Origin of the sequence: Mesorhizobium sp. M0894 (assembly GCF_040319725.1) — a bacterium.
GTDB lineage: Bacteria > Pseudomonadota > Alphaproteobacteria > Rhizobiales > Rhizobiaceae > Mesorhizobium.
Window position 1 is genome coordinate 41112 of sequence record NZ_JAMYOG010000023.1, and the last position, 23156, is coordinate 64267.

Sequence of the window (23156 nt, forward strand, 5' to 3'; positions counted from 1 at the left end):
ATTCCAGGAAAGGTGTGAAACGGTTTTCCGTCCGGAATTGCGTAGAAACAAAGAGATAGAGCGGTTCGGCGTTTCCGTGAAACGATGAACCGCTTTAGCGAGGCGGCGGCGCCACGGATTCGCGGTAAACCAGCTTCGGCGGGATATCGATGACGACATCCTGCGGTTCGCGCCCCTGGATCATGGCTTCGAGCTCGACGACGGCGCGCGCGCCCATTTCGGCGAGCGGGGTAATGATGGCGGTCAGCGGCGGCGCGGTAAAGATGGCGTCCTCGCCGTCGAGCGTGACCACCGAAAGATCGTCCGGCACGCGCACGCCGCGCACACGGGCCGCCGCCAGCGCACCGATGCCGACCAGCATGTTGAAGGCGAAGACGCCGGTCGGGCGTTGCGCCTCATCGAGCAGCCTGTGCAAGGCATCGTAGCCACCGCGGCGCGAGACCGGGCCGGCGATTTCGACGACGGCCGGCAGGCCGGCAGCCTGGCAGACTTCGACGAAGCCATGGCGCCGGCGTCGCGAGGTGTCGAGTTCGGGCAACGCGCCGATGAAGCCGAGGCGCCGATGGCCGGCCTCGATCAGGGTCTGCGCGGCAAGCCGTCCCGAAGCCTGGTCGTCGACGGTGACGCTGCGGCCGATGCTGGAACGGCGGTTGACGAAGACGTGCGGCACCGGATTGTTCTCGATGGCAGCGATCATCTCGCTGGTTTCGGCGCTGACGGCGATGATCAGCCCGTCGATGCGGCGTTCGCTGACCAACCGCATATAGGCGGCGGCAGAGGTGCGCTCGTCCGCAACCTCGGCAATGAGCATGACGTAGCCGGACCGTTCGGCCTGGCGCATCGCACCATGCACCGTCTCGGCATAGATTGGATTGGTGAGGTCGGGCAGCAGAATGCCGAGTGCGCCGGTGCGCTGGGTGCGCAGGTTGCGAGCAAGCGCATGTGGGCGATAGTTGACCCGGCTTGCCTCGTCGATGATTGCTTGGCGCGTCTGCGGCCGCACGCTGATGCCGCCGTCGTTGAGCACCTTGGAAACGGTGGAAACGTCGACGCCGACAGTGCGGGCAATGTCCTTCAGCGTGGCGCGCCCAGGCGGGCTGATTGGCTTCAAAGGCTTCAGCCCTTTCCGTACATGGCGAGCAGTTGCGCGTCGGGCGCATAGCGGTAGCAGCGCGAGGTCAAGCCGCCATCGACGGCCAGCGACTGGCCGGTGACGAACGAGGCCTCGGACGAAATCAGCCACGAGACGGCGGCCGCGATCTCCTCCGGCTCGCCGATGCGCTCGAGCGGATGCTGAATCGACATTTCCTTTTCAGCCACCGCGCTGTCGGGGCTGTCGCGGATCACGCGTTGCACCAGCGCCGTACGGACGGCGCCGGGCGCGACCGCATTGGCGCGGATGCCGATCGGCCCGTATTCGACCGCGATATAGCGGGTCAGCGCATCGATGCCGGCCTTGGCCACATCATAGGCCGCCCACATGTTGAAGGCCGAGCGGCCATGCACCGAGGAGACATTGACGATCGAACCGGTCGCCCGGTCTCGAACCCACGTCCGGATGGCTTCGGACGAGCCCCAGAAATGCGACATCAGGTTGACGGCGAACAAACGCTCGACCTCGGGCTCATTGGGTTCATGCAGATTGCCCATCAAGGCGATGCCGACATTGTTGACCCATCCGCGCAACGGCGCGAGTTGTTCCGCCGCCTCGCGGGCGGCTTTCAGCACCGAGCGGTCGGATGCGTCGCCGCACACCGCATGATGGCCGTTGCCAAGCGTCTTGCCAAGCGCCTCGGCTGCCGCCCGGTCAAGTTCGAGGCCGACGACATTCCAGCCGTCGGCGGCCAATCGGATCGCTATGGCGCGTCCTATGCCGTCGCCCGCACCTGTCACGACAACGCTTCCCAGGCTCATCGACGACCTCCCTGTCGGTTCGGGCTTCGGATGCGCTGGAAGGCCGCCATTCAGTCGCCTGGCACATTGTTGTTTGCCAGCGTGTAGAGGCCGTGCGCGACAGCTGTCAAGCGCCTGCGCCCGAGACAATTCTCACCCATAGAGCACGGCATCGATAACACGACGTGTTTGTTCAAGCAATCGTTTGAGCGATCATTAAGCAATCGATTGACTATTTAGATCGCCGGATGCAATCTGCCGTCCGGACCGATGCAGTCCCGTCGGCAGAACAAAGAAGAAACTGGGGAGTGAGACATGAGCGGAAAAGAGCAGACGGATCACCCGCGGCCCGGCGAAAACGCCGCCGTGGATACAGGCGGCCTGACGCGCCGCGACCTGATGCAGCGCGCCGGCATGCTGGGCCTGGCGACGGCCTTTGGAGGACTTGGCGGCACGTCGCCGCTCTATGCCGCCGGTTTCGACATGAAGAAGTTCGCCGGCACCAAAATCAACATCCTGATGACCGGCGACGAGAACGACCATCGCGCGCTCGCCGACATGCTGCCGAAATTCGTCGAGGAGACCGGCATGGAACTGGAGATCACCTCGCCGGCACTCGGCGCGCTGATCGAAAAGACATTGCAGAACCTCAAGGCAGACAAATCCTCGTTCGAATTGATCGAGTATCTTGGGTTCCTGACGACCCAGCAGGTCGGCGGCGGCTATTACGAGCAGCTCAACGCCTATATCGACGATCCCGCAAAAACGCCGCCGGACTGGGATTTCGCCGATCTCATCCCGGCGGCGATGAAGAATGTCGGCATTTTCGATATGGCCTCCGGCACGGTCGGCAAAGGCAAGGACGTCTACGGCATACCCGGCCTGCATTCCGGGTCGGTCATCTATTTCTATCGCAAGGACCTATTCGACGCGGCAGGCCTGCAGCCGGCCAAGACCTGGGACGAGTTCAAGGCTGCCGCCGAGAAGCTCAACACCGACGACGTGGCCGGTTGCTCCTTCATCGGCGCCAACGATTTCTCGCTCGCCGCGGTCGACTGGTACACTCGCTTCATCACCACTGGCGGCGTGCTGATGACCGGCAGCGCCAAGGAGAAGAATTTTAAGCCGCAGGTCAATTCCAAGGAAGGCATCGGCGCCTTGCAGATGCTGATCGACCTGCTGCCCTATGCGCCGAAGAATGTGACCAAATACGGCTTTGCCGAAAACGTCGACGGCTTCTCCACCGGCAAGATCGCGCAGATGATCTTCTGGTCTACAATTGCCGGGCCGATCCTGAACAGCGAGAATTCCATGGTCGCCGAGACCACCGCGACCACCCCGGTTCCTTCCGGCGACGGCAAGTCGCCGCGGGCAATCCAAGGCGGCTGGGGGGTCGGCATCCCGAAGAATATCGACCCGGCGAAGAAGGACGCCGCCTGGCTGGCGCTGACCTGGATCACCAGCAAGGCGGTGAACCGCTATTCCATCGAGAAATACAACATCGATGCGAACCGCACCTCGGCTTTCACAGATCCCGAGCTGGTGGCGAAGTTCCCCTACCTCAAGGACGCGCTGACGGCGATCGAGACGGCCGACACCATACCGACGTCGCTGATCCCGGAATTCTTTCAACTCAACGATGTCATGAACGTCGAGTTCAACGCGGCGCTGATCGGCACGCAAGGTGCCAAGACTGCCTGTGAAAAAGTGCAGACCCAGTGGGAGGCGATCTTGCGGAAGGCAGGCCACCTTGCCTGATCGGTGCCCGCGCGGATCGCTGTGGATGTGATTTTCGATGAGCCTTGCGACAACCGCCGCCACCCAGACGAAATTCGTCTTCGGCACACGTGACGAGCCGGGGAGAGCCGTGTGGCTGCTCCTCGGCCCGTGCCTGCTTTACCTGATCGTCTTCAGCATTTATCCGCTGTTCCACAGCCTGCGCCTGTCGCTTACAGATTTGACCGCCGCGACCGGCACCGGCAATTTCGTCGGCCTCGCCAATTACCGTGCCCTGCTGGTCGATCCGCTGTTTTGGAACGCCGCCATGAACAGCGCCATCATGGTGTTTTTCTCGGTTTCCATCCAGGTCGTGCTCGGCGTCGCACTGGCGATGTTCTTCAACCTGCAGCTGAAGGGCGCCTGGATCGTGCGCGGCATCCTGTTGCTGCCGATGCTGATGACGCCGATCATCGTCGGGGTGATGTGGCGCGCCCTGCTCAATCCGGACTGGGGGCTGGTCAACTGGGCGATAAAGCAGATCGGACTGACGCCACCCGACTGGCTGGGCTCGGTCGGCATGTCGATGGTCACGGTGATCCTCGTCGACTGCTGGCAATGGACGCCATTCGTCTTCATCATCGTCTTTGCGCGCCTGCAGGCGCTGTCGCAGGACGTCTTCGAAGCCGCCCAGGTCGACGGCGCCGGCCCATTCGTCACCTTCCGGCGCATCACGCTGCCGATGCTGACGCCGGCCATCGTCTTCGCCGCCGTGTTCCGCGCCGTCGATGCTTTCCGTTCGTTCGACCTGATCTACGGGCTGAGCTATGGCGGGCCAGCGCGCAGCACGACGACGCTGTCCTTTTTCTCGTTCCAGAACGGCTTCCAGTTCCAGAATTACGGCTATGCCGCGGCGGTCGCCTACATGATGCTTCTGATCCTCGCCGTCGGCACGACAGTGATGCTCAGATACGTCCAGATCCGGCCCGGGAACTCGCGATGAGTATCCGCCCGGGCCGGGTCATCGCCTACCTTTTCCTCATTGTGCTCGGCATCTTCGGCGCCGCGCCCTTCCTCTATCTGGCGGTGCTGTCTACCAAGAAGCGCATCGAGATCCTGGCGCAGGTGCCACCGACGCTCAACCTCAACTGGACGCAGATCGTCAAGAACTACAATGAGGTGCTGTTCAGCCAGGGGATGCTGGCCTTCACCCTCAACTCCATCATCGTGGTCGGCATCGCAACCGCAGCCGCGATTCTGATCGGCACGCCGGCGGCCTATGCGTTTTCAAGGCTGCGCTTCAAGCGTAGCGAGCAGCTGGCAAGCACCATCCTGTCGATGCGCTTCATGCCGCCGATCGCGGTCGCCATTCCGCTGTTTCTGATGGTCAAGACGGCCGGCCTGCAGGACAGTTATCCGGGCCTGATCCTGCCCTATATCGCCTTTTCGCTGCCGCTCGTGGTGTGGATCATGATCGGCTTCTTCGACGAAATCCCGAGCGAGATCGATGAAGCGGCGATGATCGACGGCTGCACGCGCGTCGGTGTGCTGTGGCACGTCATGCTGCCGATCGTGCGGCCGGGCCTGGTGACGGCAGCGCTGTTCGGCGCGCTGTTCATCTGGAACGAGTTCCTGGTCGCACTCTACGTCATCGACAGCCGTGCCTTCCAGACCATATCGCTGGGTGCCGCGACCCTGGTCAGCGCGCAGCGACCGATCGACTGGAACATCGCCGCGACGGTCGGCGTCGTCACTGTCATCCCGATCCTCCTCTTCTCGCTTTTCGTCCAGCGCTACATCGTGCGCGGACTAACCGCAGGGGCCGTGAAATGAAGAACGATCTTTCGCCGGAACTGGTGACGGACAATCTCGGATGGCCGGAAGGGCCGACCGTGATGCCGGACGGCAGCCTGGTCTTCGTCGAAAGCTACCGCAGCCAGCTGACCATCGTTGGCAAGGACGACAAGGCAAGGCAATTCGCCTATGTCACCGGCGCGCCGAACTCCTGCGTGCTTGGCTCCGACGGCGCGCTCTATGTCTGCCAGAACGGCGGCACCGTCGGTCCGTGGCGCGCGCCTGAGATGACCGTGCCATCGATCCAGCGGGTGCGGCCGGGCGCCGGGCCGGAAATTCTGGTGACCGAGGTCGAGGGCGTCAAACTCAATGGCCCGAACGATCTGGTCTTTGCGCCGGATGGTACGCTGGTCTGGACCGACCCCGGCACCTATAATCCCGCCAGTCCCGACCCGAGCTACATTTTTGCGCTGGCGCCGGACGGCAAGGCGACAATCAAGGTGGCCTTCCCAGAACCGGTGTTTCCGAACGGCATCGTCGTCGAGGCCGACGGCTCGATCGTCTGGGACGAATCTTACACCGGCCGTGTCAGGCGACTGAAGGGCGACGGCAGCATCGAGGATCTCGGCCGCATGCCGGGGGATAACCCGATCCTCGACGGCATGACGATCGCCGCCGACGGTTCGCTGCTGGTCACGGATCTGGTCGGCGGCGGCATCCATGTCGTCGCCCGCGACGGCGCCATCAAGGGCTTCATCAAGTGCGGCGGCGCGCCGACCAATCTCGCCTTCGATGGCGAGACGCTGTGGGTGACCGACGCCAGCGTGCTGGCATCGAGCGACAAACCGTCCTATGCCGGGCGCCTGTGGCGGCTGAAAGTGCCGGGCGGCGGCGCCCCGACCTACAAAGGCACGATCAAAATGGCAACGAAGGCCGGCGCATGAGCCCGCGCGAACCGTTTCCCGGACTTTCCTATCAAGGCAAGGTCGCCTTCATCACCGGCGGCGGCTCGGGCATAGGCCGCGAGACGGCGCTGACACTGGCCGATCTCGGCGCCGATGTCGCGATCCTCGACTGGACCGCGGGCACTGCTGCAGACACCGCCAGGCAGGTCAAGCACATCGGTCGGAAAGCGATCGCCTTCGAAGGCGATGCCGGTCATGAGAAGACCGTCGCCGATGCCTTTGCGGCGACGCGCAAGCAGCTTGGCGAAATCGATGTCGCCGTGGCCTGTGCCGGCGTGCTCGGCACCGGCGGGCCGGTGTTCGAGACCTCGGTCGAGGATTTCGAGCAGGTGATGGGCGTCAACGTGCGAGGCTCGTTCCTGGTGGTGCGCGAGGCGGCCAAGGGCATGCGCAAGCAAAAGAGCGGCGCCATCGTGCTGCTCTCCAGCCTCGATGGGCTGCAGGCCGAGCACGGCATGTTCTCCTACTGCGTGTCGAAGGGAGCGCTGCTCAACCTTGCCCGCGCGGCGGCGCTCGACCTGGCGCGGGACCGGGTCACGGTCAATTGCGTCTGCCCGAGCGTGACCCATACGCCGCTGCTGGCCGGACGGCTGGCAGCGCTGCCGAATGGTGACGAGATCCTCGCCTCCTACGCCGAGCGGCATCCGCTCGGCCGGGTGCTGACACCGCGTGACATCGCAGCGGCGATTGCGTTCGTCGCCTCGCCCATAGCCAATGGCATTACAGGCGCTGCCATTCCGGTCGATGCAGGCATCGGTGCCACATGGGACAATTTTCGCGACCCGGCCTGGATCAAGGGCTGATCTTGACATCCGGAATCTGAGGTCTTCGGTATCAAACAGGCCCGCAGCGCCCACGACAAGGGACGTCATGGTCGTTTGGAGTAGATGGGCGCCGGGAGCAATCCGGCCGACGCAGTCCAGGAATCGCCTGCCTGAAAAATATCACGCAAACTGATGCAATCTGATGGTAGGGCTGATGGCGCCTGCGGATGCGCCAACTACCACTGGCAGATGAAGGCTTGCCATCGATCGAAAAAGGGGATGCTCTGATGCACCCAGGTCGACGCTGGCAGAATACGATCGCGGTTTTTGCCGCGCACGGTTTTTCGCCGCGATCGTCGTGGGAGGAGGAGTTCGGTTCAAATGGGAGGAAATCAAATGCTGACGAGGCTAAGACTGCTTGTACTTGGCTTGGTGGTGGCGCTGGCCATTCCGGCCGCGGCACAGGCCAAGACATTCTACTGGATTTCGCATGGCGGCCCGGCCGATCCGGTCTGGACCTACTTCCTTGCCGGCGCCAAGCAATGGGCGACGGACACCGGCAATACCGTCAACACCTCGTTCCACAATGGTGACGTGGCGTCGCAGCAGGAAGCCGTTCGCGCCGCAATCGCCGCCAAGGCCGACGGCATCACCACCACCAGCCCCGATCCGGGCAGCCTGGTCGAGATCGTCAAGGAAGCGCGGGCGGCGAACATCCCGATCATCAACTTCAACACGCCCGACCCGAAGGCGGATTTCAACGCCTATGTCGGCGGCGACAACGTCACCTTCGGCAAGCATTGGGCGCAGTATCTGGTCGACAAGGGCCTGGTGAAGAAGGGCGACTTCGTCTGGATGCCGGTCGAAATTCCCGGCGCCACCTATGGCGTCCAGGAAGAGGAAGGCATCAAGAGCGTCTTCGAGCCGCTCGGCATCACCTATGAAATCACCGAAGCGACGCTCGACCAGGCCGAAGTGATCAACCGCATGGTCGATTACCTCACCGCCAACAGGGCCAAGGTCAAGGCGGTCATCGGTCTCGGCGACCTTGTCACCGGTTCGATCAAGCGAGTGTTCGACCAGGTCGGCGTCAAGCCGGGCGAAATCCCGGTTGTCGGCTGGGGCAACTCGCTCGATACCACCCAGGAAGTGCTGAACGGCTACGTCAATGCCGGCCAGTGGCAGGATCCGCAGGCGACCAGCTACGTCGCGCTCTCGCTCGCCAACATGGCGGCGAGCGGCATTCCGCCCGGCTTCGACGTGATCACCGGCGCGCTGTACGAGAAGGACACCGCGGCAGTCTACGACAAGATCCTGTCCGGCAAATAAATCCGCGATCGAGTTGGTCACGGCCGCTCCGGCGGCCGTGACTGTCTCATCATTCCGCCGAAGCCGGTTGCCGTCTCGGCCAGTTCCAATCCTATCGCGGGTCCAAGGTGGAAAATCGTTCCCTTATCCAACGCTCGATCGCGCGGCCAGAGTTCGGGCCTTTCGTGCTGCTTGTCGTCGAGATTGCCGTGTTCTGGGGCATCAATCACGACTTCCTGTCGCCGCAGAACATCTCGAACACGCTGGCCTTCACGGTCGAACTCGGGCTGATCGCGCTGGCGATGACACTGCTGATGACATCGGGCGAATTCGACCTCTCGGTCGGCTCGGTGTTCGGCTTCTCGCCGGTCCTGATGTGGACGCTGTTCAACAGCGGTCTCACCTCGCTCGAAGCCGCCTTCGCCGTTGCCCTGGTGGTTGCCGCCTTCATCGGGCTGGTCAATGGCTGGTTCGTGACGCAGCTCAAGATCCCGTCCTTCCTGGTGACGCTGGGCATGCTGCTGGTGGTGCGCGGCACCGCTTTGTTCGTCACCAACGGGTTTCCGCAGCGGACCTGGAGCGCCGAGGGCAGCTGGCTGGCGGAAGCCCTGGTCGGCGATTTCTTCATCGGGCCGTTCCGTATCTATATGTCGCTGTTCTGGTTCATCGCGGCCGCCGTCGCGCTCGGCTACGTGCTGACGCAGAGCCGGACCGGCAACTGGATCCAGGCGGCCGGCGGCAACCCGAGTGCCGCAAGGGCGCGCGGCGTCAATGTCAGCGGCGTCAAGATCGGCCTGTTCATCCTGTCGTCGATCCTGGCCTCGCTTGCCGGCGTCATCAGCTCGCTGCGCACCTCGGCGGCCAACCCCAACAGCGGCACCGGCTACGAGCTCGAAGTCATCGCCATGGTGGTGATCGGCGGTACGGCGCTGACCGGCGGGCGCGGCACCATCATCGGCACAGTGCTCGGTATCCTGATCCTGCGCGTGATGCGCAACGGCATCGTGCTGATCGGTGTGCCGGGCCTTGCCTACAACATCTTCATCGGCGCTATCATCCTCGGCATGATGGCGCTCCACTCCTGGCTGGAACGCCGGCATCAGGCAGGGACTTGAGACGATGGTCGAGCCGCTGATCCGCATGACGAACATCCGCAAGTCCTATGGCCGCGTTCAGGCGCTGGTTGATGCCAATTTCCATGTCAACGAAAGGGAGATCGTCGGACTGCTCGGCGACAATGGCGCCGGCAAGTCGACGCTGATCAAGGTGCTGTCGGGCGCGGTCCCGCTGACCAGCGGCGACATCTTCATCCGCGGCAAGAGGGTAAATTTGCGCAGCACCAGCGACGCCATCGCCCACGGCATCGAGACGATCTACCAGGACTCGGCGCTGGTGACGCAACTGTCGATCGCCCGCAACCTGTTCCTTGGACGCGAGCCGATCAAGCCGCCGCGTTTCCTCAACCGCATGGACCAGGAGGCGATGAACGTGGTTGCCCGCGACCTGCTCAAGCAGGTCGGCATCTCGAAGAACATTCCGCCGACGACGCCGATCGGCTCGCTCTCCGGCGGCGAGCGGCAGGCGGTGGCGATTGCACGCGCCATGCATTTCGACAGCGACCTCATCATCCTCGACGAGCCGACCAACAATCTCGGCGTCGCCGAAACGCAAGGCGTTCTAAGCTTCGTGCGCAGCGCCCGCGATTCCGGCCATTCCTGCATCTTCATCGCCCACAACATCCACCACGTCTTCCAGGTGGTCGACCGCATCGTCGTCATGCGCCGCGGCAAGGTGGTCGCCGACGATATCGACCCGAAGAAGACCAGCGTCGCCGAAGTCGAACGCGTCATCACCGGCATGTCGGACAAGGAGATCCACGACGCGCTGGTCGAGCGCACAAAGCGGCACGACTGACCGCCGGCTGACCGCCGAGGCACTGGATCGCATCGCCACATGGTTGCGAGATGAAAGCCACCGTTTCGGATATTGCCAGGAGCTGCGGCCTGTCGACCGCGACGGTCGACCGTGTGCTCAACAACCGGCCGGGGGCGAGTGCCGCCAACCGGCAGCGCGTAATGGAGGCGGCCAAGCAGCTCGGCTATCTGCCGGTTGTCGACCAGGTCGCGTTGCCCTCGCGGCCGGCGCATCTCGAATTCTTCCTGCCGATCGGCAGCAATGCCTTCATGGCCGATCTGGCCAGGCACATCGAGGATTATGCGGCGCGCCTGCCGCTGGTCGCCTCCTGCCGCATCCATAAGCTCACCGGGATCTCGCCGAGCGCCTTACAGACAGCCGTCGAAAACCTCTCCCTCAAGGCGAACGGGGTCGGCGTCATTGCCGTCGATCATCCAAGGACGCGCAACATCTTGCGCGAGATCGTCGAGGCCGGCATCCGCCTAGTCACGCTGGTGTCCGACGTTCCGGGCGCGCCCCGCTCGGCCTATGTCGGTATCGACAACCGGGTGGCGGGCCGCACCGCGGCGCTGCTGATGGGACGGTTCCTCGGCGGCCGCAAAGGCCATCTGGCGATGGTGGTCGGCTCACGTTCCTATCGCGGCCACGAGGAACGCGAAATGGGCTTTCGCTCCGTGCTCGGCGAGGAGTTCCCCAATCTGACCGTCACCAGTGCCGTCGAGATCAACGACGAGCCGGAGGTCAGTTACACCGCGACCATGAAGGCGCTGCACAACGAGCCGGAGCTGCTCGGCATCTACTGTATCGGCGCCGGACGATCAGGCGTGGCGAAAGCGTTGCTCGAAGCCAGACCGCAGAAAAAGCCGGTGTTCATCTGCCATGATCTGACGCGCGAAACGCGCGGCTATCTCGTCGACGATCTGCTCGACGTCGTCATCGACCAGAATGCCAGGCTGATCGCCGAACAGTCGGTCATTCGCCTGCTCGGCTCGATCGCCTCGTCGGCGCCCTATCTGACGCGGAAATTCATCGAGCCGCGCCTGATCTTCAAGGAAAATGTCCCGGTGCAGTGATGCCGCGCGAGGGCGGTGTTCGCTCGGCCTCGATCGTTAAAATTCGGTTGACACCGCAAATCTGCACATCAGCTATGCAACTTTTGTGGTTGCCGAATCATTGGGCAACCAGTAAGTTCATAAGCGTCGGCCATCTACTCCTCCCAGATGCGATGCCGACGTTGAATTCGGTGCACCTCCTCCCGCACCGCATTCGAAAATCAAGCCCGCTGCCACCTCCTCCCGGCAGCGGGCTTTTTTCGTTCCGGCTCTGAGGTATCGGCCAAGGCTGGGGCCATGACTATCACCTGGACGAGTATCGATCCGCGAATCGATGGGCCTTCGCTGAGATCGCCACGGCATTTCCCGGCGGAATCCTGTCACACTTGTCACTCTCACCAATTCGCTGCCGGCCCTATCTTGCCCTCACAACCAACAAGCAATACGCCGCGCAAGGAATGGCGCGGCGGCAGACGGAGAAGTGTGGTGACGACACATCCGAATGGGACGAAAGAGCGCTCGGCGGCGCGGCTCGTAACCGACGAGCTGTCAATGGTTTCGCCGCTTGCGAGACTATCTGGCCCTGAAAGAAGTGATCAGGCCTTCCGCCATGCGGACGAACTGCGCGCTCGGGCCTTCGGCGCCGACGCTTTGCAGGCTGACACGGGCGCCCTCGAGCAGAAGCGACAGCGTGTCGGCGAGAAGTTCGGCCTGGCCGATGCCGGCATCGCGACACAGCGAGACCAGCCGCTCGCGCTGCGCTTCCTTGAGTTCCTTGATCACTTGCCTCGCCGGATGATCGGTCTCGCTCAGCTCGATGGCGGCGTTGGCCATGTCGCAACCGCGACGATCCGACATCAGGCAATCGGCCGCCATCCGGACCCAGGCGTGCAGTTGCGCCAGTTTGTCGCCCGGATTCTCGGCCTCGAACTTTTCCCACATCGCGTTGGCGCTGCAGGCGGTCGCCCGCAGACATTCGATGATCAGGTCGTCCTTGGACTCGAAATGCCGGTAGAGCGTCATCTTGTTGGTACCGGCGGCCTCGGTGATGGCGTCGATGCCGACGCCGCGAATGCCATGCTTGTGAAACATGTCCCGTGCCGTCTCCAGGATCCTGTCCCGGGGGCGAACACGCTCCACAACACCGTCTGTCATCAAAACCTCCGTGATTGCGTTTCCCGAAATTCCCTCGGTGCACCTCTTGACTAGGGTGTTACCGGTCTGTAACGTTAGAGATGTTACTTACCTGTAACACCCGCATTGCATCATGTCAAACTCGCAAGTGCCGGCCATCAGCCCCGCCCAATCGGCAAGGGGACGAACCGCACCTTACGGCCTCGGCCGGCGAGCAAGAGAACACCCGATCCGCGGCCTGCCGCGGATCGCCAAAAACCAGGAGCCGCTTCGATGTCGCAGCGCAATGATCTGACGATCGATGAAGTCGTGAAGGATCCGATGATCCGCATGCTGATGAAGGCCGACCGCGTCGACCCGCGGTCTTTCGAGGCGATGCTGCGTGCGCTGGCGGACGAGCAGGCCGAGCGCCGCAACGCGCCGCGTCGCCCGCTGCAAGATTTCGGCTTTCTCGAAGATTCCGGCTCAACGCGCAGCCGGCGACTGTCCAGGGTGGCCAAGGCCTTTGGCCGGGCCAGAGCATCGGGCGAGGCGTGCATCTCATGGTAAACTTCTTCATTCATCGTCCGATCTTTGCGTCGGCGATCGCCATCATCATGGTGCTCGCCGGGGGCATTTGTTATTTTCTGCTGCCCGTCTCGCAGTTTCCCGACATCACGCCGCCCCAGGTCGTGGTCAGCGCCCACTACCCGGGCGCCAGCGCGCAGGTTGTCGCCGACACGGTGACGACGCCGCTCGAACAGCAGATCAACGGCGTTCAGGGCATGACCTATATGTCGTCGTCGAGCTCCAATGACGGCTCCTCGACGATCACCATCACTTTCGAGGTCGGCTATTCCCTGAGCACCGCCGCCGTCGACGTCCAGAACCGCGTTTCGCAGGCGGCTTCCTCGTTGCCGGCCATCGTCAACCAGGGCGGCGTGACGATCAAGAAACAGAACCCGAACTTCGTCCTGATCGTCGACCTCACCTCCCCGGACGGCTCCGTCAACCCGGTCACTTTGAGCAATCTCGCCTACCTGCAGGTGGTCGATCCGCTGAAGCGCCTGCCTGGCGTCGGCGACGTGCAGATCTTCGGCGAGCGGCGCTATTCGATGCGCGTTTGGCTCGATCCCGACAAGCTCGCCAATCTCGGCATCACCGCCGTCGACGTGCAGAACGCCGTCGCCGAGCAGAACGTCCAGGTGGCGGCCGGCAAGATCGGGCAATCGCCGGCTCCGGCCGGCACCGCTTTCGAGATGCAGGTCAACGCCGTCGGCAGGCTGAGCGACCCCAAGGAGTTCGGCGACATCGTCGTGCGGGCCAATACCGCCAACGGCTCGTTGGTGCGGCTCCGCGACGTTGCGCGCATCGAGCTCGGCGCGCTGCAATATTCGTCGTCGGCCTTCTTCGGCAAGGACCCGACGGTGGTGCTCGCGGTCTACCAGATGCCGGGCTCCAACGCGCTCGATCTGCAGCAGCGCGTCAAGGACAAGATGCAGGAGCTGTCGGCCCGCTTCCCGAAGGGGGTCAGCTATGCCATGCATTACGATACGACACGTTTCGTATCGGCGTCTATGCATGACGTGCTGATCACGCTCGGCGAGGCGCTGGTCCTGGTCGTCGCGGTGGTGTTCATCTTCCTGCAAAGCTGGCGCACCACGATCATCCCGACGATCGCGATTCCGGTGTCGCTGGTGTCGACATTAGTCGTCATGTACATGTTCGGCTTCTCCCTGAACATGCTCAGCCTGCTCGGCATGGTGCTGGCGATCGGCCTCGTCGTCGACGACGCGATCGTCGTCGTCGAGAATGTCGAACGCCAGCTCGAGGCCGGCCTCAAACCGCTGGCTGCCACGCGTACGGCGATGGCCGAGGTCACCGGACCGATCATCGCCACGACCGCCGTGCTGATGGCCGTGTTTGTGCCGGTTGCCTTCATCCCCGGCGTTTCCGGCCGGCTCTACAACCAGTTTGCCCTGACGGTCGCGATCTCCTTCGGCATCTCGGCCTTTGTCTCGCTCACGCTTACTCCGGCGCTCAGCGCGGCGTTCCTGCGCCACCGGCCTGAAACGCAGTTCGTGCTGTTCCGCTGGTTCAACATGGGCTTCGAACGGCTGTCGCATGCGTATGCGAATGGCGTGCGCATTCTCATCCGTCTGCGCTGGATCATGCTTGGCCTGTTCGCGGCCGGACTTGTCGCGACCTACTTCGTCTGGCAGCGCCTGCCCTCGACCTTCCTTCCGGTCGAGGACCAGGGCTACTTCTTCGTCGTTATCCAGCTCCCCGACGGGGCCTCGCTGGAACGCACCGATGCAGTGGCGCAAAAGGCACGCGATATCCTGCAGAACACGCCCGGCGTCGACATTGTCGGCTCGATCAGCGGCTTGAACTTCCTGACCAGTGCCGCGCAGTCGAACTCGGCGGTCGAATTCGCCATCCTGAAGCCATGGGACGAACGCGGCCCCGACCAGAGCGCCTCGAAGCTCGTCGCCGACGTGCGCAACAAGCTGCTGCAAATTCCGGAGGCTTTTGCGCTGAGCTTCGACCCGCCTTCGATCCCGGGCATCGGCACCACCGGTGGCTTCGAATTCCAGGTCGAGGATCTGACCGGCCGCGGCAGCGTGGCGCTCAACGATGCGACGCAAGCTGTGATTGCCGAGGCGCGCAAGCAGCCGGAGCTCAACCCACAGCAATTGTTCTCGTCGTTCTCAACCTCGACGCCGCAGTTCAACTACGATCTCGATCGCGCCAAGGCAAAGCTGCTCGGGCTCAACCTGCCGGACGTCTTCAACACGCTGCAGATCTATCTCGGCTCGCTTTATGTGAACGACTTCAACCTGTTTGGCCGCACCTTCCGGGTGACGATCCAGGCCGACAAGGACTCTCGAGCCGGTCCGGCCGACATTTCGCGGCTCTATGTCCGCAATGCGTCGGGTGGCATGGTGCCGCTGAGCACGCTGGGCAAGCTTGTGCCCATCGTCGGCCCCGAGACCGTGCCGCACTACAACAACAATGCGTCGGCCCTGATCAATGGCGGCGCCGCCCCCGGCTTTTCGTCCGGCCAGGCGGTGGCGGCAATGGAACGTGCCGCTGCCACGGCGTTGCCGAGAGATTTCGGCTACGAATGGACCGGCATCACCTATCAGGAGCTCAAGGCGGGATCGATCGCATCCGTCGTCTTCGGCCTCGCCATCGTCTTCGTTTTCCTCATCCTTGCCGCGCAATATGAGAGCTGGGCGATGCCGTTCATGGTGCTGCTGGCGGTGCCGCTCGCATTGTTCGGTGCGTTCGTCGTGCTGTGGCTGCGCGGCATGCAGATCGACGTCTACTCGCAGATCGGCTTCGTCATGCTGATCGGACTGGCGGCCAAGAACGCGATTCTGATCGTCGAGTTTGCCCGGCGCCGGCGCGAAGAAGGCCTCAGCATCGTCGACGCCGCGATGGAAGCGGCGCGGCTTCGGCTGCGACCGATCCTGATGACCGCCTTCGCCTTCATCCTCGGCGTGCTGCCGCTGATGTTCGCTACAGGTGCAGGTGCCGCAAGCCGGCAGTCAATCGGCACCACCGTCTTTGGCGGCATGGTCGCAGCGACCATCCTGTCGCTGGTGTTCGTGCCGGTCTTCTATGCGGTGATCGAGCAGCTGCGCGAGCGCCGCAGCGAGAGCGAACCGGTCTCCGAAACGACTGAACAACCAACCGCCGAACCCGCCTTCGAGCCATTGGCCGAAGCGGCTGAATAGGACTGGAGAATCGATCATGCGTAAATGGAAAATCGCGCTGGGAACGGCCGTCGCCCTTGGGGCGATTTCGATAGCGAGCGTTCACTTGCTCGACATGGGCAGTCTCAGCCTCAACGCCGGCACGGCCGGGGCGGCGACACCCAAGCCGGAAGCCTTTGTCATGCCGGTGCCGGTGGTGAGCGTCGTCAAGAAGACGATCCCGATCTATCTCGACTACGCCGCCCGGGTAGAGCCGATCCGCAGCATTACGCTGCAGGCGCGCGTGCCGGGCTATCTGCAGGAGCAGGTCGCCACCGACGGCGGCGATGTTGCAAAGGGCGACCTTCTCTACAAGATCGCCCCGGAGGATTTCCAGGCTGCCCTGGAGCAGGCGAAGGCGCTGATCCAGCGCGACACGGCAACACTCGACTATGCGCGCTCCAATCTCGGGCGCGGCAGCGAGCTCGCCAAGAGCGGCTATCTCGCCAAGGACGTGTTCGACCAGCGCACCAGCACCTTGCGCGAGGCTCAGGCCTCGCTCGCCGTGAACCAGGCCGCCTTGCGGACCGCCGAGCTCAATTTGAGCTATACCGAAATCCGTGCTCCATTCGCGGGACGCATCGGACGCAGCCAGGCTTCCGTCGGAACGCTGGTCAGCGTTGCCGGCACGGTGCTCAACTCGCTGGTGCAGCTCGATCCGATCTACGTCACCTTCAATCCGAGCGAAACGGACCTGACCCAGATCGAGGAAGCTCGGGCCGCGGGACCGATCAGTGTCGACGTCCTGCTTCCCGGTGAAACCGAACCTCGCCAGAAGGGCGATCTTACCTTCATGGACAACACGATCGATCGCTCGACCGGCACGATCACGGCACGGGCGACGGTCGGCAACGGCAAGTTCACCCTGCTGCCCGGCCAGTATGTCCGCGTCCGGCTGCACGTCAAAGAGCAGCCCGATGCGCTGATGGTACCGCAGACGGCACTCGGCTCAGGCCAGCTCGGCAAATACCTCTATGTCGTCGGCAAGGACAACACCGTCGACCAGCGCATCGTTTCGCTCGGACCGACCAATGGCGATCAGGTGGCCATCTTGAGCGGCGTAGCCGAAGGCGACCAGGTGATCACCGGCAATCTGCAGAAGATCGGTCCGGGAATGCCGGTCTCGCCGCTACCCCAGAAACCGGCCACCTGATAACCCCCATCAGGTCCGGTCCCGCGGCGCCTTCGGCTCCCACGCCGAGGGCGCCGTTTTTGCTGAGCAGGGTCGGCAAGATCGGCCTCATCGGCACACTCGACCTTGGCAGGAGCCATGAAGGCGCAAGTAGAGCGCGCCGTGACGTACCCGTCTGCCGCAAGCAGCTGGCCAGCGGAGAACCTGTACCCGCAATTACCTCTTGTTAGATTGTCGACAATCTGCTGTGTTGCTTTTGGTCTCCTGGAGCAGCCGGATGGCAACGCTGGATTTCAGTCCGATCGCGGATACGACACGCCGGGCCGAGATCGTGGCGCTGCTCCGGCGCGCGATCCTGACCGGCCAGCTGGAACCGGGGCAGAAGCTCAACGAACTTAGGATTTCCGAGCAGATGCGGGTGAGCCGTGCGCCGCTGCGCGAGGCGATGCGCGAACTGGTGCAGGAAGGCATCCTGACCAGCATCCCCTACGCCGGAACCTTCGTCATCGAGGTGACCGCCAAGGACATCGACGATGCCTATTCGCTCAACAAGGTGCTGGACGAATTCGCTATCGAGCGGACCTGGCCGCTTCGCGACCAGCGCTTCTTCGACGAGATGGACCGGCGGCATGCGGCGGTGAAGCAGGCGACGCGCGAACTGGACACGACGCGACAGATCGAAACGGCGCTGCAACTGCATGGCCTGATCCACGAATGGGCCGACAATTCGGTGCTGCTGGAGACCTGGCAACGGCTGGCCAGCCGGCTGCAGATGTATTTTGCGCTGCACCAGCGGGCGCGCAACGAGCCGGTGCCTGCCGAAGACGCTCACGAAAGCTATGTGCAGTTGCTCAAGGGCAGCGACATGCGCGCTGCACAGCGCCACGCCAAGGAGCATATCGATTTGGATTTCGAGGAACTGCTCGCCTATGCGCGCGAGTTGGAAGAGCGTGGCTCAAAGGGCGCCGGCGCGGATCGTGCCGGCCTAACGCGCAATCGGCCCAAAGGCGGCTGAGCCCGACAAGTTTGGCGGTCATCCCGGAACACAGACAACGGACAGAAGACGTGCAGATCAAAACAATCAAAGCCTACCATGTCGTGCAGCCCTTTGTGGACGGACCTTACCGGATGTCGAAGGGGCGCGTCGCCGATGCGTTCGACGCTGTGATCGTCGCCGTCACCGCAGATAGCGGGCTCACCGGCTGGGGCGAGATGGCGCCGCTCGGCAATTTTTACTCGCCGGCGTTCGCCGCCGGCACGCGCGCCGGCGTCGTCGAGATCGCGCCGCATCTCATGGGCCATGACCCACGCGGGCTTGCCGGGATCAACAGGCTCATGGATACGGTGTTCAAGGGCCATCCCTACGTCAAGTCGGCGCTCGACATGGCATGCTCGGATCTCGCGGCGCGCGCCGCCGACGTGCCGCTGGTTACGTTGCTTGGCGGACGCGAGAGCGAGACGGCCGAACTCTACAAGGTCGTCACCCATGGCACGGTCGACGCGATGGCTGCACTTGCCAAGCGCATCGTCAAAGACGGCTTTCATCGACTGCAGGTCAAGGTCGGCGGCAACGTCCATGACGACATCGAACGCGTCACAGCCGTCGCCGCCGCGGTGCCGAAGGGCACCGTCATCTTCTGCGACGCCAATGCCGGCTGGACGCCTTACCAGGCACGCCAGTTCGTGGATGCGACGCGCACCATCGACTACACGTTCGAACAGCCCTGCACGACGATCGACGAATGCATGTCGGTGCGCCGCTCGCTTGACAAACCGATGGTGCTCGACGAATCCGTCGCCTCGCTGGACGACATGCTCGACATCCACCGCAAGGGCGCTGCCGACGGGCTGACGCTGAAGATCTCGCGGCTCGGAGGAGTGACCAAAACGCGCCAAATCCGCGACCTCGCCGTCGATCTCGGCTTCATGATCACCGTCGAGGACACTGGCGGCGCCGAGATCGACACATCGGCCATGGCGCATCTGTCGCTGTCGACGCCCGAGGAGCGCCGGCTGCACGCCATCGCCTTCCACGAATGGGTGACGGTGCGCACCGGATCCAATATGCCGCCGGTCTCGGGCAGCCGCATGGGCATTCCGGACGGGCCGGGACTTGGCATCGATGTCGTTCCCGACCTGCTCGGCGCGCCCTTCTTCGAGATCGGCAGCTGAGGTAGAGACCGCGCCACCTCAAGGCAACGTCGAGCAACCCGCATCGGTCGGCGCCGTCCGGCTACCTGCAGAGGTCGTGCCCTGACCGGCAGCTGACCCCAAGCGATCGGCCATTCCAGAGCGGGAATGTCCCAATTGCGGGTTGAAATATTTTTCATTTGGAAATAGGAATGTTCAAAACGTTGATTGGACGCTGCGGCGCGTCAAGAACTGGAGGAAGCGACATGTCCCATCCGCAATTTGCAGCGGAACTTCTGCAGCGCGCTGAACAGCAGGGGCCGATCACCATCGGGCTTGCCGGCGCCGGTCAGATGGGCACCGACATCGTCGTCCAGGTGGCACTGATGCCGGGCATGCGGATCGGCGCTATTTCCGAGGTCAGGCCGCAGGCAGCGATCGACGCGGCGCTGCTCGCTGGCCACGACCGTTCCGACATCGTCCAGGCCGGCAATGCGGCGGCGATCGACCGCGCCATCGAGGCCGGCAAGATTGCGGTGACCGAAGATTTGCACGCGCTGGCGGCGGCTGGCCGGATCGACGTCATCATCGACGCGACGGGCAATCCCAATATCGGCACGCTGTTCGCGCTGGAAGTGATGAAGAACGGCAAGCACATCGTCATGCTCAATGTCGAGGCCGACATCACCATCGGCCGCTTCCTCAAGGACGAGGCACGCAAGGCCGGCGTCGTCTATACCGGTGCCGCCGGCGACGAGCCGGCCTGCACGCTGGAGATCATCGGCTTTGCCAAAAGCCTCGGCTTCAACATCATCGCCGCCGGCAAGGGCAAGAACAATCCGCTGAAGATCGACGCCATGCCGGCCGATTACGAGAAAGAAGCGGCCGAGCGCAACATGAATGCGCGCATGCTGGTCGAATTCGTCGACGGCTCGAAGACGGCCATCGAAATGGTGGCGATCGCCAATGCCACCGGCCTGGTGCCCGACGTGCCGGGCATGCACGGCCCAACCGCAACGCTGGAGGAGCTCGCCAGCGTGCTCTGCCCGCGCGAGGATGGCGGCGTGCTGCATCGCAAGGGCGTGGTCGATTATTCGATCGGCAAGGGCGTGGCGCCCGGCGTGTTCTGCATCATCGAGACCCAGCATCCGCGCGTGCTGGAGCGCATGATCGACCTCAAGGTCGGCAAAGGCCCCTATTTCACGATCTTCCGGCCCTATCATCTGACCAGCCTGGAAGTGCCGCTGTCGGCGGCGCGCGCCGTCGTCTACAAACGGGCCGACATGGAGCCGCTCGACCGTCCGGTCGCCGAGGCGGTGGCGGTTGCCAAGAGCGATCTTGGCGTCGGCCAGTCGCTCGGCATGATCGGCGAGAACGACTATCGCGGCTTCGCCATGACATGGGAAGATGCACGCGCCCGGGGCGCGCTGCCGCTCGGCCTTGCCGAACGGGCCAAGGTGGTCAAGCCGCTCAAGATCGGCGATTTCCTGACCTATGAAAATTGTGTACCCGACGATTCGATGGTGATAACCCAGATCCGCCGTCGTCTCGATCAGTCGGACGGACGGTTCGCTACCAACGCGGCTTGACCCCGCCGGATCTCCGCCTGATGGACGATATCGTAATCGGGATCGACGCCTCGACCACGGCCGTGAAGGCGATTGCCTTCACCCGCGACGGCGAGGAGCTGTTCCAGGCGCGCGAGACTTATCCGCTTTCAAATCCGAAGCCCAGCCATTTCGAGCAGGACGCCGAACATTGGTGGACGGCGCTGCTTGGCGCATTGAAGCAGGTTGCTGAGGCGGTCGGCGCTTTCCGCGTGGCGGCGATCTCCATTGCCCACCAGCGCGAGACCTTCACGCTGGTCGACAGCGCCGGCAAACCACTTATTCCGGCGATCCTGTGGCTGGACGAACGCGCCCGGCCGCAGGTTATCAGGCTTTCGGCCGAACTCGGCCGCGAGGCGATCCGCGACTGGAGCGGCAAGCCGCCGGACCCGACGCCGGCGCTCTACGCCATCGCCTGGCTTGCCGAACACCAGCCTCAGGTGCTTCACCAGGCAGCGGCACTGGTCGACGTGCACGGTTTCTTCGTCCAGCGGCTGACCGGGCGATTGGTCACCAGCACCGCAAGTGCGGATCCGCTCGGGCTCCTCGACGTCGAGAGAGGTACCTGGCATCCCCGCCTCGTTGCGGCCGCCGGACTGCAGATGGAGCAATTGCCCGACCTGGTCGCGCCGGGCGCAATTTGCGGCGGGCTTTCCGCAACCGCGGCGCAACTGACCGGCCTGAGGGCCGGCACGCCGGTCGTTGCCGGCGCTGGGGACGGCCAGGCGATGGGCCTCGGCATGGGCGTCTACGGCGAAGGCAAGAGCTATCTCTCGCTCGGCTCCGGCGTGGTCAGCGGCTGCTATTCCGGCAAGGTGAAAACCTCGGACGCCTTTCGCACGCTGGTCTCGCCGACCGGTTCCGGTTTCATGCTGGAGACAGTGCTGCGTTCGGGCATGCAACTGGTCGACTGGATTGTCCGCACGACCGGTTCGCCGTCGGCGGCAGCACTGGAGAAAGCGGCGCTGGAGGTTGCCGCTGGCAGCGAGGGCCTGCTCGTCATGCCCTATTGGGCCGGCGTCATGAGCCCCTATTGGGATGGTGCCGCGCGTGGCGCCATTGTCGGCCTGTCGCTCGACCACCGGCCGGAGCATCTTTTCCGCGCTGTCCTGGAAGGCATCGCCTTCGAGCAGGCCGTTGCCACCGAGGCCATGGAAGCCCAGGCCGGCGGACAGGCGGCGATGATTGCCGCCGGCGGCGGCACCAATTGCGTACTCCTCATGCAGATCATGGCAAGCGCGCTCGAGCGGCCGATCTCGGTTTCGCCGGTCAACGAAGCCGCCGCACTCGGCGCCGCCATGCTGGCGGCCGCCGCGGTCGGCTGGTTTGCCTCGCCGGAAGCCGCCGCAAAGGCAATGGCTGCCGCTCCCACCATGCATGTCGACCCGGTGGATGGACTTGTTGCCGGCTATCGCGGCCGCAAGGCAATCTACCGCGATCTCTATCAAGCGACGCGCGATATCCACGTGCGGCTGAGTGCTCTCAACGCGACTAGAGCGGTTCCTGATTTGACGGAATCGAAGGGGATTCCCGATCAGTCGGTTCTGTGATTCAAGATGCTGGCTGGAGTGGAGGCCAGCATCGGATGACGCGACCGCTTTCGGATGATCTTCGCGAACGTGTTGTAGCGGCGGTTTTGGGTGGCGAGAGCCGCCGGTCGGCCGCGAAACGGTTCGGCATTTCGGTTTCGGCAGCGGTGAAGTTGTTGCAGCGCCATCGGGCGACTGGCTCGGTTGCGCCTGGCAAGATGGGCGGACATCGCAAGAGGGTGCTGGAGCCGCACCGTGCCTTCATCGAGGCGCGTCTGCGTGAGACACCGCATCTGACGCTGCACGGTCTGAAGGATGAGTTGGCCGCACGCGGGGTCAAGGTCTCGCACAACGCGGTCTGGATGTTCTTGAGGCGCGAGGGCCTGAGCTTCAAAAAAAACGCTGTTCGCCCTTGAGCAGGCGCGCGCCGATATTGCCCGCAGGCGTCAGCGATGGCGCTCTTGGCAGGCCGGCCTCG

The 23156-nt window shown here is 63.6% G+C and carries 19 protein-coding genes and 1 pseudogene; 17 read left to right on the forward strand and 3 right to left on the reverse strand.

What is annotated here, in order from left to right; translation table 11 throughout:
- Nucleotides 1–94: 94 nt before the first annotated feature.
- Together NKH91_RS28770 and NKH91_RS28775 are read right to left on the reverse strand one after the other, a co-directional pair.
- Nucleotides 95–1111: a LacI family DNA-binding transcriptional regulator gene (locus NKH91_RS28770; RefSeq protein WP_352484090.1), complete on the reverse strand. Its 1017-nt coding sequence runs from the start codon at nucleotides 1109–1111 to the stop codon at nucleotides 95–97.
- Nucleotides 1112–1116: 5 nt separating this feature from the next.
- Nucleotides 1117–1914: an SDR family NAD(P)-dependent oxidoreductase gene (locus tag NKH91_RS28775; RefSeq protein WP_023716813.1), complete on the reverse strand. Its 798-nt coding sequence runs from the start codon at nucleotides 1912–1914 to the stop codon at nucleotides 1117–1119.
- 294 nt (nucleotides 1915–2208) lie between these two features.
- On the opposite strand from NKH91_RS28775, the gene NKH91_RS28780 reads away from it, so the two are divergent.
- From NKH91_RS28780 to NKH91_RS28820, 9 genes are all read left to right on the forward strand, one after another.
- A complete protein-coding gene (locus NKH91_RS28780; protein WP_352885544.1) occupies nucleotides 2209–3651 on the forward strand; it encodes an extracellular solute-binding protein in 1443 nt (480 codons plus the stop codon).
- Between the two features lie 37 nt (nucleotides 3652–3688).
- Nucleotides 3689–4612 (forward strand): carbohydrate ABC transporter permease, encoded by a 924-nt coding sequence (locus NKH91_RS28785; RefSeq protein WP_352484091.1) that lies wholly within the window; start codon nucleotides 3689–3691, stop codon nucleotides 4610–4612.
- Nucleotides 4609–5442, forward strand: coding sequence for a carbohydrate ABC transporter permease (locus NKH91_RS28790; protein ID WP_352850407.1), 834 nt, complete (start codon nucleotides 4609–4611; stop codon nucleotides 5440–5442). The genes NKH91_RS28785 and NKH91_RS28790 overlap by 4 nt, the downstream gene beginning before the upstream one ends.
- Complete coding sequence (locus tag NKH91_RS28795) at nucleotides 5439–6347, forward strand: SMP-30/gluconolactonase/LRE family protein (RefSeq protein ID WP_352484092.1); 909 nt, start codon at nucleotides 5439–5441, stop codon at nucleotides 6345–6347. The genes NKH91_RS28790 and NKH91_RS28795 overlap by 4 nt, the downstream gene beginning before the upstream one ends.
- Nucleotides 6344–7171, forward strand: coding sequence for an SDR family NAD(P)-dependent oxidoreductase (locus tag NKH91_RS28800; RefSeq protein WP_352885543.1), 828 nt, complete (start codon nucleotides 6344–6346; stop codon nucleotides 7169–7171). Before NKH91_RS28795 ends, NKH91_RS28800 begins: the two co-directional genes overlap by 4 nt.
- A gap of 357 nt (nucleotides 7172–7528) precedes the next feature.
- Nucleotides 7529–8461 carry a substrate-binding domain-containing protein gene (locus NKH91_RS28805; RefSeq protein WP_023716807.1) on the forward strand — a complete coding sequence of 311 codons (933 nt, stop codon included), beginning with the start codon at nucleotides 7529–7531 and terminating at the stop codon, nucleotides 8459–8461.
- A 107-nt stretch (nucleotides 8462–8568) separates the two neighbouring features.
- Nucleotides 8569–9555: an ABC transporter permease gene (locus NKH91_RS28810; protein ID WP_023716806.1), complete on the forward strand. Its 987-nt coding sequence runs from the start codon at nucleotides 8569–8571 to the stop codon at nucleotides 9553–9555.
- A 4-nt stretch (nucleotides 9556–9559) separates the two neighbouring features.
- The gene (locus NKH91_RS28815) at nucleotides 9560–10354 is read left to right on the forward strand and encodes an ATP-binding cassette domain-containing protein (RefSeq protein ID WP_023716805.1); all 795 of its coding nucleotides are present in this window, start codon (nucleotides 9560–9562) and stop codon (nucleotides 10352–10354) included.
- 50 nt (nucleotides 10355–10404) lie between these two features.
- Complete coding sequence (locus tag NKH91_RS28820; RefSeq protein WP_352484095.1) at nucleotides 10405–11427, forward strand: LacI family DNA-binding transcriptional regulator; 1023 nt, start codon at nucleotides 10405–10407, stop codon at nucleotides 11425–11427.
- Nucleotides 11428–11979: 552 nt separating this feature from the next.
- Here NKH91_RS28820 and NKH91_RS28825 read toward each other — a convergent pair.
- The gene (locus NKH91_RS28825; protein WP_023716803.1) at nucleotides 11980–12561 is read right to left on the reverse strand and encodes a TetR/AcrR family transcriptional regulator; all 582 of its coding nucleotides are present in this window, start codon (nucleotides 12559–12561) and stop codon (nucleotides 11980–11982) included.
- Between the two features lie 252 nt (nucleotides 12562–12813).
- Between NKH91_RS28825 and NKH91_RS28830 the strand changes: the two genes are divergently transcribed.
- The 8 genes and pseudogenes from NKH91_RS28830 to NKH91_RS28865 form a co-directional block, all read left to right on the forward strand.
- Nucleotides 12814–13089 (forward strand): hypothetical protein, encoded by a 276-nt coding sequence (locus NKH91_RS28830; protein WP_352885542.1) that lies wholly within the window; start codon nucleotides 12814–12816, stop codon nucleotides 13087–13089.
- The gene (locus tag NKH91_RS28835; protein WP_023716801.1) at nucleotides 13083–16262 is read left to right on the forward strand and encodes an efflux RND transporter permease subunit; all 3180 of its coding nucleotides are present in this window, start codon (nucleotides 13083–13085) and stop codon (nucleotides 16260–16262) included. Before NKH91_RS28830 ends, NKH91_RS28835 begins: the two co-directional genes overlap by 7 nt.
- Before the next feature lie 16 nt (nucleotides 16263–16278).
- A complete protein-coding gene (locus tag NKH91_RS28840; RefSeq protein WP_023716800.1) occupies nucleotides 16279–17433 on the forward strand; it encodes an efflux RND transporter periplasmic adaptor subunit in 1155 nt (384 codons plus the stop codon).
- A gap of 256 nt (nucleotides 17434–17689) precedes the next feature.
- Nucleotides 17690–18427, forward strand: a complete 738-nt coding sequence (locus tag NKH91_RS28845) for a GntR family transcriptional regulator (protein WP_352845937.1) — start codon at nucleotides 17690–17692, stop codon at nucleotides 18425–18427.
- Between the two features lie 50 nt (nucleotides 18428–18477).
- The gene (locus NKH91_RS28850) at nucleotides 18478–19584 is read left to right on the forward strand and encodes a mandelate racemase/muconate lactonizing enzyme family protein (protein ID WP_352845934.1); all 1107 of its coding nucleotides are present in this window, start codon (nucleotides 18478–18480) and stop codon (nucleotides 19582–19584) included.
- A 224-nt stretch (nucleotides 19585–19808) separates the two neighbouring features.
- Nucleotides 19809–21131 (forward strand): NAD(P)H-dependent oxidoreductase, encoded by a 1323-nt coding sequence (locus tag NKH91_RS28855; protein ID WP_023716797.1) that lies wholly within the window; start codon nucleotides 19809–19811, stop codon nucleotides 21129–21131.
- Nucleotides 21132–21151: 20 nt separating this feature from the next.
- Entirely contained in the window at nucleotides 21152–22699 is a 1548-nt protein-coding gene (locus NKH91_RS28860; protein ID WP_352885541.1) for a xylulokinase, read from the forward strand.
- Between the two features lie 35 nt (nucleotides 22700–22734).
- Nucleotides 22735–23156: pseudogene (locus NKH91_RS28865) on the forward strand (transposase); the annotation flags it as partial.